The sequence below is a fragment of the Aeromonas media genome (assembly GCF_020423125.1).
In the GTDB taxonomy this organism is placed as follows: Bacteria; Pseudomonadota; Gammaproteobacteria; order Enterobacterales; family Aeromonadaceae; genus Aeromonas; species Aeromonas media.
This window is the reverse complement of record NZ_CP075564.1, coordinates 787,214-801,283: the sequence shown is the minus strand read 5'-3', so window position 1 is coordinate 801,283 and position 14,070 is coordinate 787,214. Positions and strand designations below refer to the sequence as shown.

Annotated in this window: 7 protein-coding genes and 2 pseudogenes; all 9 read right to left on the bottom strand. The window is 65.4% G+C overall.

Translation table 11 applies throughout. The features are described from left to right. Window positions 1-132 carry a hypothetical protein gene (locus KI797_RS21010; RefSeq protein ID WP_264160795.1) on the bottom strand — a complete coding sequence of 44 codons (132 nt, stop codon included), beginning with the start codon at window positions 130-132 and terminating at the stop codon, window positions 1-3. Beyond that, window positions 105-497 (bottom strand): VCBS domain-containing protein, encoded by a 393-nt coding sequence (locus KI797_RS21005; RefSeq protein WP_264160734.1) that lies wholly within the window; start codon window positions 495-497, stop codon window positions 105-107. Before KI797_RS21005 ends, KI797_RS21010 begins: the two co-directional genes overlap by 28 nt. Then, window positions 428-1,501 carry a VCBS domain-containing protein gene (locus tag KI797_RS03830; protein ID WP_264160733.1) on the bottom strand — a complete coding sequence of 358 codons (1,074 nt, stop codon included), beginning with the start codon at window positions 1,499-1,501 and terminating at the stop codon, window positions 428-430. The genes KI797_RS21005 and KI797_RS03830 overlap by 70 nt, the downstream gene beginning before the upstream one ends. Beyond that, window positions 1,387-2,136 carry a VCBS domain-containing protein gene (locus tag KI797_RS03825; protein WP_226172990.1) on the bottom strand — a complete coding sequence of 250 codons (750 nt, stop codon included), beginning with the start codon at window positions 2,134-2,136 and terminating at the stop codon, window positions 1,387-1,389. The genes KI797_RS03830 and KI797_RS03825 overlap by 115 nt, the downstream gene beginning before the upstream one ends. Beyond that, complete coding sequence (locus tag KI797_RS03820) at window positions 2,018-5,512, bottom strand: VCBS domain-containing protein (protein ID WP_226171551.1); 3,495 nt, start codon at window positions 5,510-5,512, stop codon at window positions 2,018-2,020. The genes KI797_RS03825 and KI797_RS03820 overlap by 119 nt, the downstream gene beginning before the upstream one ends. After that, window positions 5,436-7,859 carry a VCBS domain-containing protein gene (locus KI797_RS21000; RefSeq protein ID WP_264160732.1) on the bottom strand — a complete coding sequence of 808 codons (2,424 nt, stop codon included), beginning with the start codon at window positions 7,857-7,859 and terminating at the stop codon, window positions 5,436-5,438. The genes KI797_RS03820 and KI797_RS21000 overlap by 77 nt, the downstream gene beginning before the upstream one ends. A gap of 79 nt (window positions 7,860-7,938) precedes the next feature. After that, window positions 7,939-9,849 (bottom strand): annotated as a pseudogene (locus tag KI797_RS20995) (VCBS domain-containing protein); the annotation flags it as partial. A gap of 10 nt (window positions 9,850-9,859) precedes the next feature. Beyond that, complete coding sequence (locus KI797_RS21135; RefSeq protein WP_226171549.1) at window positions 9,860-9,988, bottom strand: VCBS domain-containing protein; 129 nt, start codon at window positions 9,986-9,988, stop codon at window positions 9,860-9,862. 143 nt (window positions 9,989-10,131) lie between these two features. Next, a pseudogene (locus KI797_RS03805) lies at window positions 10,132-13,851 on the bottom strand (retention module-containing protein); the annotation flags it as partial. Between the last annotated feature and the right edge of the window lie 219 nt (window positions 13,852-14,070).

Below are 14,070 nucleotides of genomic sequence, written 5' to 3'. Positions count from 1 at the left end.
TCATCTGCCCCCCAGGTCCAGGTCGGTCACGCTCAGGGTGCCGGTCTCGGTCAGCAGCGGAGTGCTCTCGTCTTCGGTCACGCTGCCGCTGTCGCTGCCGGTGATCACCGCCGCATCGTTGACGCCGGTGATGGTGATGGTGACGGTGTGGTGTGCTCGGTGCCATCCACAGACTGCACGGTGAAGGTCTCGACCTTGGTTTCGCCTTCGCCCAGGTACTGCACCTTGCTGTTGTCGACGTTGTAAGTCCAGGCACCGCCCTCGGTGATGGCGAGGCTGCCCAGTGCGCCGGCACTCGGGGTGCCGTTGCCGGCCAGGAACTTGGCCTCATCGGCGCCGTCCAGATCGGTCACGCTCAGGGTGCCGGTCTCGGTCAGCAGCGGAGTGCTCTCGTCTTCGGTCACGCTGCCGCTGTCGCTGCCGGTGATCACCGCCGCATCGTTGACGCCGGTGATGGTGATGGTGACGGTGTGCTCGGTGCCATCCACAGACTGCACGGTGAAGGTCTCGACCTGGTTTCGCCTTCGCCCAGGTACTGCACCTTGCTGTTGTCGACCTGGTAAGTCCAGGCGCCGCCCTCGGTGATGGCGAGGCTGCCCAGTGCGCCGGCACTCGGGGTGCCGTTGCCAGCCAGGAACTTGGCTTCGTCGGCGCCGTCCAGATCGGTCACGCTCAGGGTGCCGGTCTCGGTCAGCAGCGGAGTGCTCTCGTCTTCGGTCACGCCGCCGGTGTCAGTGCCGGTGATGACCGCCGCATCGTTGACGCCGGTGATGGTGATGGTGACGGTGTGCTCGGTGCCATCCACAGACTGCACGGTGAAGGTCTCGACCTTGGTCTCGCCTTCGCCCAGGTACTGCACCTTGCTGTTGTCGACCTGGTAAGTCCAGGCGCCGCCTTCGGTGATGGCGAGGCTGCCCAGTGCGCCGGCACTCGGGGTGCCGTTGCCAGCCAGGAACTTGGCTTCGTCGGCGCCGTCCAGATCGGTCACGCTCAGGGTGCCGGTCTCGGTCTCGGTCAGCAGCGGGGTGCTCTCGTCTTCGGTGACCGCACCGCTGTCAGCGCCGGTGATGACCGCGGCATCGTTGACGCCGGTGATGGTGATGGTGACGGTGTGCTCGGTGCCATCCACGGAGGTGACCACAAAGGTCTCGACCTTGGTTTCGCCTTCGCCCAGGTACTGCACCTTGCTGTTGTCGACCTGGTAGGTCCAGGCGCCGCCTTCGGTGATGGCGAGGCTGCCCAGTGCGCCCGCGCTCGGGGTGCCGTTGCCGGCCAGGAACTTGGCTTCGTCGGCGCCGTCCAGATCGGTCACGCTCAGGGTGCCGGTCTCGGTCAGCAGCGGGCTGCTCTCGTCTTCGGTCACGCTGCCGCTGTCGCTGCCGGTGATCACCGCCGCATCGTTGACGCCGGTGATGGTGATGGTGACGGTGTGCTCGGTGCCATCCACAGACTGCACGGTGAAGGTCTCGACCTTGGTCTCGCCCTCGCCCAGGTACTGCACCTTGCTGTTGTCGACCTGGGTAGGTCCAGTCCAGGCCCTCCGCCCTCGGTGATGGCGAGGCTGCCCAGCGCGCCGGCACTCGGGGTGCCGTTGCCGGCCAGGAACTTGGCCTCATCTGCCCCATCCAGGTCGGTCACGCTCAGGGTGCCGGTCTCGGTCAGCAGCGGAGTGCTCTCGTCTTCGGTCACGCTGCCGCTGTCGCTGCCGGTGATCACCGCCGCATCGTTGACGCCGGTGATGGTGATGGTGACGGTGTGCTCGGTGCCATCCACAGACTGCACGGTGAAGGTCTCGACCTTGGTTTCGCCTTCGCCCAGGTACTGCACCTTGCTGTTGTCGACGTTGTAAGTCCAGGCACCGCCCTCGGTGATGGCGAGGCTGCCCAGTGCGCCGGCACTCGGGGTGCCGTTGCCGGCCAGGAACTTGGCCTCATCCGCCCCATCCAGATCGGTGACGCTCAGGGTGCCGGTCTCGGTCAGCAGCGGGGTGCTCTCATCTTCGGTGACCGCACCGCTGTCAGCGCCGGTGATGACCGCGGCATCGTTGACGCCGGTGATGGTGATGGTGACGGTGTGCTCGGTGCCATCCACGGAGGTGACCACAAAGGTCTCGACCTTGGTCTCCCCTTCGCCCAGGTACTGCACCTTGCTGTTGTCGACGTTGTAGGTCCAGGCGCCGCCCTCGGTCGGTGATGGCGAGGCTGCCCAGCGCGCCGGCACTCGGGGTGCCGTTGCCGGCCAGGAACTTGGCCTCATCCGCCCCATCCACGTCGGTCACGCTCAGGGTGCCGGTCTCGGTCAGCAGCGGGGTGCTCTCGTCTTCGGTCACGCCGCCGCTGTCAGTGCCGGTGATCACCGCCGCATCGTTGACGCCGGTGATGGTGATGGTGACGGTGTGCTCGGTGCCATCCACGGAGGTGACCACAAAGGTCTCGACCTTGGTTTCGCCCTCGCCCAGGTACTGCACCTTGCTGTTGTCGACCTGGTAGGTCCAGGCGCCGCCCTCGGTGATGGTCAGGCTACCCAGCGCACCCGCGCTCGGGGTGCCGTTGCCGGCCAGGAACTTGGCTTCATCGGCGCCGTCCAGATCGGTGACGCTCAGGGTGCCGGTCTCGGTCAGCAGCGGGGTGCTCTCGTCTTCGGTCACGCTGCCGCTGTCGCTGCCGGTGATCACCGCCGCATCGTTGACGCCGGTGATGGTGATGGTGACGGTGTGCTCGGTGCCATCCACAGACTGCACGGTGAAGGTCTCGACCTTGGTTTCGCCTTCGCCCAGGTACTGCACCTTGCTGTTGTCGACGTTGTAAGTCCAGGCACCGCCCTCGGTGATGGTCAGGCTACCCAGCGCACCCGCGCTCGGGGTGCCGTTGCCGGCCAGGAACTTGGCCTCATCGGCGCCTTCCAGATCGGTCACGCTCAGGGTGCCGGTCTCGGTCAGCAGCGGCGTGCTCTCGTCTTCGGTCACGCTGCCGGTGTCGGTGCCGGTAATGACGGCCTCATCGTTGACGCCGGTGATGGTGATGGTGACGGTGTGCTCGGTGCCATCCACAGACTGCACGGTGAAGGTCTCGACCTTGGTCTCCCCTTCGCCCAGGTACTGCACCTTGCTGTTGTCGACCTGATAGGTCCAGGCACCGCCTTCGGTGATGGCGAGGCTACCCAGTGCGCCCGCACTCGGGGTGCCGTTGCCAGCCAGGAACTTGGCTTCATCGGCGCCGTCCAGATCGGTCACGCTCAGGGTGCCGGTCTCGGTCAGCAGCGGAGTGCTCTCGTCTTCGGTCACGCTGCCGCTGTCGCTGCCGGTGATCACCGCCGCATCGTTGACGCCGGTGATGGTGATGGTGACGGTGTGCTCGGTGCCATCCACAGACTGCACGGTGAAGGTCTCGACCTTGGTCTCGCCCTCGCCCAGGTACTGCACCTTGCTGTTGTCGACCTGGTAGGTCCAGGCACCGCCCTCGGTGATGGCGAGGCTGCCCAGCGCGCCGGCACTCGGGGTGCCGTTGCCGGCCAGGAACTTGGCCTCATCTGCCCCATCCAGGTCGGTCACGCTCAGGGTGCCGGTCTCGGTCAGCAGCGGAGTGCTCTCGTCTTCGGTCACGCTGCCGCTGTCGCTGCCGGTGATCACCGCCGCATCGTTGACGCCGGTGATGGTGATGGTGACGGTGTGCTCGGTGCCATCCACAGACTGCACGGTGAAGGTCTCGACCTTGGTTTCGCCTTCGCCCAGGTACTGCACCTTGCTGTTGTCGACGTTGTAAGTCCAGGCACCGCCCTCGGTGATGGCGAGGCTGCCCAGTGCGCCGGCACTCGGGGTGCCGTTGCCGGCCAGGAACTTGGCCTCATCGGCGCCGTCCAGATCGGTCACGCTCAGGGTGCCGGTCTCGGTCAGCAGCGGAGTGCTCTCGTCTTCGGTCACGCTGCCGCTGTCGCTGCCGGTGATCACCGCCGCATCGTTGACGCCGGTGATGGTGATGGTGACGGTGTGCTCGGTGCCATCCACAGACTGCACGGTGAAGGTCTCGACCTTGGTTTCGCCTTCGCCCAGGTACTGCACCTTGCTGTTGTCGACCTGGTAAGTCCAGGCGCCGCCCTCGGTGATGGCGAGGCTGCCCAGTGCGCCGGCACTCGGGGTGCCGTTGCCAGCCAGGAACTTGGCTTCGTCGGCGCCGTCCAGATCGGTCACGCTCAGGGTGCCGGTCTCGGTCAGCAGCGGAGTGCTCTCGTCTTCGGTCACGCCGCCGGTGTCAGTGCCGGTGATGACCGCCGCATCGTTGACGCCGGTGATGGTGATGGTGACGGTGTGCTCGGTGCCATCCACAGACTGCACGGTGAAGGTCTCGACCTTGGTCTCGCCTTCGCCCAGGTACTGCACCTTGCTGTTGTCGACCTGGTAAGTCCAGGCGCCGCCTTCGGTGATGGCGAGGCTGCCCAGTGCGCCGGCACTCGGGGTGCCGTTGCCAGCCAGGAACTTGGCTTCGTCGGCGCCGTCCAGATCGGTCACGCTCAGGGTGCCGGTCTCGGTCAGCAGCGGGGTGCTCTCGTCTTCGGTGACCGCACCGCTGTCAGCGCCGGTGATGACCGCGGCATCGTTGACGCCGGTGATGGTGATGGTGACGGTGTGCTCGGTGCCATCCACGGAGGTGACCACAAAGGTCTCGACCTTGGTTTCGCCTTCGCCCAGGTACTGCACCTTGCTGTTGTCGACCTGGTAGGTCCAGGCGCCGCCTTCGGTGATGGCGAGGCTGCCCAGTGCGCCCGCGCTCGGGGTGCCGTTGCCGGCCAGGAACTTGGCTTCGTCGGCGCCGTCCAGATCGGTCACGCTCAGGGTGCCGGTCTCGGTCAGCAGCGGGCTGCTCTCGTCTTCGGTCACGCTGCCGCTGTCGCTGCCGGTGATCACCGCCGCATCATCGTTGACGCCGGTGATGGTGATGGTGACGGTGTGCTCGGTGCCATCCACAGACTGCACGGTGAAGGTCTCGACCTTGGTCTCGCCCTCGCCCAGGTACTGCACCTTGCTGTTGTCGACCTGGTAGGTCCAGGCACCGCCCTCGGTGATGGCGAGGCTGCCCAGCGCGCCGGCACTCGGGGTGCCGTTGCCGGCCAGGAACTTGGCCTCATCTGCCCCATCCAGGTCGGTCACGCTCAGGGTGCCGGTCTCGGTCAGCAGCGGAGTGCTCTCGTCTTCGGTCACGCTGCCGCTGTCGCTGCCGGTGATCACCGCCGCATCGTTGACGCCGGTGATGGTGATGGTGACGGTGTGCTCGGTGCCATCCACAGACTGCACGGTGAAGGTCTCGACCTTGGTTTCGCCTTCGCCCAGGTACTGCACCTTGCTGTTGTCGACGTTGTAAGTCCAGGCACCGCCCTCGGTGATGGCGAGGCTGCCCAGTGCGCCGGCACTCGGGGTGCCGTTGCCGGCCAGGAACTTGGCCTCATCGGCGCCGTCCAGATCGGTCACGCTCAGGGTGCCGGTCTCGGTCAGCAGCGGAGTGCTCTCGTCTTCGGTCACGGCTGCCGCTGTCGCTGCCGGTGATCACCGCCGCATCGTTGACGCCGGTGATGGTGGTGATGGTGACGGTGTGCTCGGTGCCATCCACAGACTGCACGGTGAAGGTCTCGACCTTGGTTTCGCCTTCGCCCAGGTACTGCACCTTGCTGTTGTCGACCTGGTAAGTCCAGGCGCCGCCCTCGGTGATGGCGAGGCTGCCCAGTGCGCCGGCACTCGGGGTGCCGTTGCCAGCCAGGAACTTGGCTTCGTCGGCGCCGTCCAGATCGGTCACGCTCAGGGTGCCGGTCTCGGTCAGCAGCAGCGGAGTGCTCTCGTCTTCGGTCACGCCGCCGGTGTCAGTGCCGGTGATGATGACCGCCGCATCGTTGACGCCGGTGATGGTGATGGTGATGGTGACGGTGTGCTCGGTGCCATCCACAGACTGCACGGTGAAGGTCTCGACCTTGGTCTCGCCTTCGCCCAGGTACTGCACCTTGCTGTTGTCGACCTGGTAAGTCCAGGCGCCGCCTTCGGTGATGGCGAGGCTGCCCAGTGCGCCGGCACTCGGGGTGCCGTTGCCAGCCAGGAACTTGGCTTCGTCGGCGCCGTCCAGATCGGTCACGCTCAGGGTGCCGGTCTCGGTCAGCAGCGGGGTGCTCTCGTCTTCGGTCACGCTGCCGCTGTCGCTGCCGGTGATCACCGCCGCATCGTTGACGCCGGTGATGGTGATGGTGACGGTGTGCTCGGTGCCATCCACGGAGGTGACCACAAAGGTCTCGACCTTGGTTTCGCCTTCGCCCAGGTACTGCACCTTGCTGTTGTCGACGTTGTAGGTCCAGGCGCCGCCCTCGGTGATAGCGAGGCTGCCCAGTGCGCCGGCACTCGGGGTGCCGTTGCCGGCCACAAACTTGGCCTCATCCGCCCCATCCAGATCGGTCACGCTCAGGGTGCCGGTCTCGGTCAGCAGCGGGGTGCTCTCGTCTTCGGTGACCGCACCGCTGTCAGCGCCGGTGATGACCGCGGCATCGTTGACGCCGGTGATGGTGATGGTGACGGTGTGCTCGGTGCCATCCACAGACTGCACGGTGAAGGTCTCGACCTTGGTCTCGCCCTCGCCCAGGTACTGCACCTTGCTGTTGTCGACGTTGTAGGTCCAGGCGCCGCCCTCGGTGATGGCGAGGCTGCCCAGTGCGCCGGCACTCGGGGTGCCGTTGCCGGCCACAAACTTGGCCTCATCCGCCCCATCCAGATCGGTGACGCTCAGGGTGCCGGTCTCGGTCAGCAGCGGGGTGCTCTCATCTTCGGTGACCGCACCGCTGTCAGCGCCGGTGATGACCGCGGCATCGTTGACGCCGGTGATGGTGATGGTGATGGTGACGGTGTGCTCGGTGCCATCCACGGAGGTGACCACAAAGGTCTCGACCTTGGTCTCCCCTTCGCCCAGGTACTGCACCTTGCTGTTGTCGACGTTGTAGGTCCAGGCGCCGCCCTCGGTGATGGCGAGGCTGCCCAGCGCGCCGGCAGGGGTGCCGTTGCCGGCCAGGAACTTGGCCTCATCCGCCCCATCCACGTCCACGTCGGTCACGCTCAGGGTGCCGGTCTCGGTCAGCAGCGGGGTGCTCTCGTCTTCGGTCACGCCGCCGCTGTCAGTGCCGGTGATCACCGCCGCATCGTTGACGCCGGTGATGGTGATGGTGACGGTGTGCTCGGTGCCATCCACGGAGGTGACCACAAAGGTCTCGACCTTGGTTTCGCCCTCGCCCAGGTACTGCACCTTGCTGTTGTCGACCTGGTAGGTCCAGGCGCCGCCCTCGGTGATGGTCAGGCTACCCAGCGCACCCGCGCTCGGGGTGCCGTTGCCGGCCAGGAACTTGGCCTCATCGGCGCCTTCCAGATCGGTCACGCTCAGGGTGCCGGTCTCGGTCAGCAGCGGGGTGCTCTCGTCTTCGGTCACGCTGCCGGTGTCGGTGCCGGTAATGACGGCCTCATCGTTGACGCCGGTGATGGTGATGGTGACGGTGTGCTCGGTGCCATCCACAGACTGCACGGTGAAGGTCTCGACCTTGGTCTCGCCTTCGCCCAGGTACTGCACCTTGCTGTTGTCGACCTGGTAGGTCCAGGCACCGCCTTCGGTGATGGCGAGGCTACCCAGTGCGCCCGCACTCGGGGTGCCGTTGCCAGCCAGGAACTTGGCTTCATCGGCGCCGTCCAGATCGGTCACGCTCAGGGTGCCGGTCTCGGTCAGCAGCGGGGTGCTCTCGTCTTCGGTCACACGCTGCCGGTGTCGGTGCCGGTGAATGACCGCCGCATCGTTGACGCCGGTGATGGTGATGGTGACGGTGTGCTCGGTGCCATCCACAGACTGCACGGTGAAGGTCTCGACCTTGGTCTCGCCCTTCGCCCAGGTACTGCACCTTGCTGTTGTCGACCTGGTAGGTCCAGGCGCCGCCTTCGGTGATGGCGAGGCTACCCAGCGCGCCCGCGCTCGGGGTGCCGTTGCCGGCCAGGAACTTGGCTTCATCCCCGTCCAGATCGGTCACGCTCAGGGTGCCGGTCTCGGTCAGCAGCGGGGTGCTCTCGTCTTCGGTCACGCTGCCGGTGTCGGTGCCGGTAATGACGGCCTCATCGTTGACGCCGGTGATGGTGATGGTGACGGTGTGCTCGGTGCCATCCACGGAGGTGACCACAAAGGTCTCGACCTTGGTTTCGCCTTCGCCCAGGTACTGCACCTTGCTGTTGTCGACCTGGTAGGTCCAGGCGCCGCCTTCGGTGATGGCGAGGCTGCCCAGTGCGCCCGCGCTCGGGGTGCCGTTGCCGGCCAGGAACTTGGCTTCGTCGGCGCCGTCCAGATCGGTCACGCTCAGGGTGCCGGTCTCGGTCAGCAGCGGGCTGCTCTCGTCTTCGGTCACGCTGCCGCTGTCGCTGCCGGTGATCACCGCCGCATCGTTGACGCCGGTGATGGTGATGGTGACGGTGTGCTCGGTGCCATCCACAGACTGCACGGTGAAGGTCTCGACCTTGGTCTCGCCCTCGCCCAGGTACTGCACCTTGCTGTTGTCGACCTGGTAGGTCCAGGCACCGCCCTCGGTGATGGCGAGGCTGCCCAGCGCGCCGGCACTCGGGGTGCCGTTGCCGGCCAGGAACTTGGCCTCATCTGCCCCATCCAGGTCGGTCACGCTCAGGGTGCCGGTCTCGGTCAGCAGCGGAGTGCTCTCGTCTTCGGTCACGCTGCCGCTGTCGCTGCCGGTGATCACCGCCGCCGCATCGTTGACGCCGGTGATGGTGATGGTGACGGTGTGCTCGGTGCCATCCACAGACTGCACGGTGAAGGTCTCGACCTTGGTTTCGCCTTCGCCCAGGTACTGCACCTTGCTGTTGTCGACGTTGTAAGTCCAGGCACCGCCCTCGGTGATGGCGAGGCTGCCCAGTGCGCCGGCACTCGGGGTGCCGTTGCCGGCCAGGAACTTGGCCTCATCGGCGCCGTCCAGATCGGTCACGCTCAGGGTGCCGGTCTCGGTCAGCAGCGGAGTGCTCTCGTCTTCGGTCACGCTGCCGCTGTCGCTGCCGGTGATCACCGCCGCATCGTTGACGCCGGTGATGGTGATGGTGACGGTGTGCTCGGTGCCATCCACAGACTGCACGGTGAAGGTCTCGACTTGGTCTCGGTACCTGGTCGACCTGGTAAGTCCAGGCTTCGCCCTGCCCAGGCGTACTGCACCTTGCTGTGCCGGTGTCGACGTGTAAGTGCCGGTCCAGGCGTTGACGCCGGTGATGGTGATGGTGACGGTGTGCTCGGTGCCATCCACAGACTGCACGGTGAAGGTCTCGACCTTGGTCTCGCCTTCGCCCAGGTACTGCACCTTGCTGTTGTCGACCTGGTAAGTCCAGGCGCCGCCCTCGGTGATGGCGAGGCTGCCCCATGCGCCGGCACTCGGGGTGCCGTTGCCGGCCAGGAACTTGGCTTCATCGGCGCCGTCCAGATCGGTCACGCTCAGGGTGCCGGTCTCGGTCAGCAGCGGAGTGCTCTCGTCTTCGGTCACGCTGCCGCTGTCGCTGCCGGTGATCACCGCCGCATCGTTGACGCCGGTGATGGTGATGGTGACGGTGTGCTCGGTGCCATCCACAGACTGCACGGTGAAGGTCTCGACCTTGGTCTCGCCTTCGCCCAGGTACTGCACCTTGCTGTTGTCGACCTGGTAAGTCCAGGCGCCGCCCTCGGTGATGGCGAGGCTGCCCAGTGCGCCGGCACTCGGGGTGCCGTTGCCGGCCAGGAACTTGGCCTCATCGGCGCCGTCCAGATCGGTCACGCTCAGGGTGCCGGTCTCGGTCAGCAGCGGGGTGCTCTCGTCTTCGGTCACGCTGCCGCTGTCAGCTGCCGGTGATCACCGCCGCATCGTTGACGCCGGTGATGGTGATGGTGACGGTGTGCTCGGTGCCATCCACAGACTGCACGGTGAAGGTCTCGACCTTGGTCTCGCCCTCGCCCAGGTACTGCACCTTGCTGTTGTCGACGTGGTAAGTCCAGGCGCCCGCCCTCGGTGATGGCGAGGCTGCCCAGTGCGCCGCGCACTCGGGGTGCCGTTGCCGGCCAGGAACTTGGCCTCATCGGCGCCGTCCAGATCGGTCACGCTCAGGGTGCCGGTCTCGGTCAGCAGCGGGGTGCTCTCGTCTTCGGTCACGCTGCCGCTGTCGCTGCCGGTGATCACCGCCGCATCGTTGACGCCGGTGATGGTGATGGTGACGGTGTGCTCGGTGCCATCCACAGACTGCACGGTGAAGGTCTCGACCTTGGTCTCCCCTTCGCCCAGGTACTGCACCTTGCTGTTGTCGACCTGGTAGGTCCAGGCGCCGCCTTCGGTGATGGCGAGGCTGCCCAGTGCGCCCGCGCTCGGGGTGCCGTTGCCGGCCAGGAACTTGGCCTCATCTGCCCCATCCAGATCGGTCACGCTCAGGGTGCCGGTCTCGGTCAGCAGCGGGGTGCTCTCGTCTTCGGTGACTGCACCGCTGTCAGTGCTGGTGATCACCGCGGCATCGTTGACGCCGGTGATGGTGATGGTGACGGTGTGCTCGGTGCCATCCACAGACTGCACGGTGAAGGTCTCGACCTTGGTCTCGCCCTCGCCCAGGTACTGCACCTTGCTGTTGTCGACGTTGTAGGTCCAGGCGCCGCCCTCGGTGATGGCGAGGCTGCCCAGTGCGCCGGCACTCGGGGTGCCGTTGCCGGCCACAAACTTGGCCTCATCCGCCCCATCCAGATCGGTGACGCTCAGGGTGCCGGTCTCGGTCAGCAGCGGGGTGCTCTCATCTTCGGTGACCGCACCGCTGTCAGCGCCGGTGATGACCGCGGCATCGTTGACGCCGGTGATGGTGATGGTGACGGTGTGCTCGGTGCCATCCACGGAGGTGACCACAAAGGTCTCGACCTTGGTCTCCCCTTCGCCCAGGTACTGCACCTTGCTGTTGTCGACGTTGTAGGTCCAGGCGCCGCCCTCGGTGATGGCGAGGCTGCCCAGCGCGCCGGCACTCGGGGTGCCGTTGCCGGCCAGGAACTTGGCCTCATCCGCCCCATCCACGTCGGTCACGCTCAGGGTGCCGGTCTCGGTCAGCAGCGGGGTGCTCTCGTCTTCGGTCACGCCGCCGCTGTCGCTGCCGGTGATCACCGCGGCATCGTTGACGCCGGTGATGGTGATGGTGACGGTGTGCTCGGTGCCATCCACGGAGGTGACCACAAAGGTCTCGACCTTGGTCTCCCCCTCGCCCAGGTACTGCACCTTGCTGTTGTCGACGTTGTAGGTCCAGGCGCCGCCCTCGGTGATGGCGAGGCTGCCCAGTGCGCCGGCACTCGGGGTGCCGTTGCCGGCCAGGAACTTGGCCTCATCGGCCCCATCCAGATCGGTGACGCTCAGGGTGCCGGTCTCGGTCAGCAGCGGGGTGCTCTCGTCTTCGGTCACGCTGCCGCTGTCGCTGCCGGTGATCACCGCCGCATCGTTGACGCCGGTGATGGTGATGGTGACGGTGTGCTCGGTGCCATCCACGGAGGTGACCACAAAGGTCTCGACCTTGGTTTCGCCCTCGCCCAGGTACTGCACCTTGCTGTTGTCGACCTGGTAGGTCCAGGCGCCGCCCTCGGTGATGGTCAGGCTACCCAGCGCACCCGCGCTCGGGGTGCCGTTGCCGGCCAGGAACTTGGCTTCATCGGCGCCGTCCAGATCGGTGACGCTCAGGGTGCCGGTCTCGGTCAGCAGCGGGGTGCTCTCGTCTTCGGTCACGCTGCCGCTGTCGCTGCCGGTGATCACCGCCGCATCGTTGACGCCGGTGATGGTGATGGTGACGGTGTGCTCGGTGCCATCCACAGACTGCACGGTGAAGGTCTCGACCTTGGTTTCGCCTTCGCCCAGGTACTGCACCTTGCTGTTGTCGACCTGGTAGGTCCAGGCGCCGCCTTCGGTGATGGCGAGGCTGCCCAGTGCGCCCGCGCTCGGGGTGCCGTTGCCGGCCAGGAACTTGGCCTCATCGGCGCCGTCCAGATCGGTCACGCTCAGGGTGCCGGTCTCGGTCAGCAGCGGAGTGCTCTCGTCTTCGGTCACGCTGCCGCTGTCGCTGCCGGTGATCACCGCCGCATCGTTGACGCCGGTGATGGTGATGGTGACGGTGTGCTCGGTGCCATCCACAGACTGCACGGTGAAGGTCTCGACCTTGGTCTCGCCCTCGCCCAGGTACTGCACCTTGCTGTTGTCGACCTGGTAGGTCCAGGCACCGCCCTCGGTGATGGCGAGGCTGCCCAGTGCGCCGGCACTCGGGGTGCCGTTGCCGGCCAGGAACTTGGCCTCATCGGCGCCGTCCAGATCGGTCACGCTCAGGGTGCCGGTCTCGGTCAGCAGCGGGCTGCTCTCGTCTTCGGTCACGCCGCCGGTGTCGCTGCCGGCAATGATGGCAGCATCATTAACCGGCGTGACAGTCCCGGTCACGCCGCCAGTGGCACTGTGCAAACCATCTGTGACTGTGTATTCGAACGAGATATTGCCATTGAAATCAGGGGATGGCGTAAAGACAAGCTGGCCGTTGGTCAGAGTGACCGAACCATTGCCGATCGCCACCGAGCCGCCTTCGGCAATGGCCTGACCATTGATGGCGGTGATGCTTAGGCGATCGCCATCCAGGTCGGAGTCGTTGCCGAGCACGTTGATGGTGACCGTCCCATCCTCTTCCACGGTGAACTGGTCGTCTCCTGGCACAGGCGCGGCATTCACCACGCTGTTGTCAGTGCCCTTGGGTGAGGTATTGCCAGCAGGATCGGTCAGGGTGGCATCCACTGTGATGGCGCCATTGACCGGCAGATCCGTGGTGGGAATAGTCAGGGTAATCTGGGTCTTGCCGATGTCATCAGCAGTCAGGATGGAGCTGGCGTCAGGCACCCCATCCCCATTCCAGTCCACGTCAAGGCGATCACCGACCTTGGCATCGGCTGGCAAACGGATGATGACATTCACGCCGTTCTCGCGCTCATTGGAGGAGATGATGTTGTCAGCGCCATCCTGGATCTCCACCAGGGGAGCAGAGGGAGCCGTGCCATCCACGCTGCCATCATCGGTGGCAGTGCCTGTGTTGCCGGCAGGATCGGTCACATTGGCGGTGACCGTATAGGAGCCATCCGCCAGCGGTGTGGTGACATCCACGCTGAAGGTGCCGTCCGGATTGACGGTCGTGGTCAGGGTCTGTTGATTGCCATTGGCATCCGTGACCAGCAGGGTCACCGTGCTCCCCGCCGGGGCATCCGTGGTACCGGTCAGGGTTGGAGTCGTGTCATTGGTATTGTCAGGGGCCGATACTGTGATCACCGGCGGCGCCAGGTCGATCAACTGATCTTCCTCACCCGCGAACGCATCGCCAATCACACCCGTGTCGGCCTGGGTAGCGGTATCAAAACCCGCCGCCGCTATGGTGGTATCACCGGTACGATCTATGGTGACGAAGCCACCATTGCCGCTGGCGCCTGCAATGCCGCCGATGTTGCCTGTAGCGGGTGCCCCGCCCGCCGCAGACGCTTCAAATGTCTGGGTCGGATCCGTCCCCGCCAGAATAGCCTGCTGCAGGGCGGCAATATCGTCAGGCACATTCGCCTGCCCCTGCTGCGCCAGCTGGGGTTCCTCCGCCTCGGGAGTGTTGCTCGGGCTCAGGGTAAAGGTGGTCTCTCCACCCTGGAAGCTGGCCCCCTCCGGCGCAAGCAAGACCGCATCCTTGGGCAGCACATCGCCTTCGGAAAGAAGCGTCTGGCTCCCGTCAGCGGCAATCAGATAGACTTTGCCTTGCAATTGGGTAACGACGACATCTTGATCCAGTACGATGTTCTTACTGCTCATGGTTTCTCCTGAAATATCAATGGGCATAGATTTCCAGCGTCCAATGTGCCCGTTAGTCTGACCAGAAACCAGTGAGAAAAATCGAACGAACAGACCGAAATGAGACTTAGATTGGCGCCGAAAACGAAGGGTGTTTGATGGGAAATAAAATTAACTAAATCAATAGCATCAAAAATGAGCGTGCGAAGATGGGAGCCAAGATGGCTCCCATTTCATGTC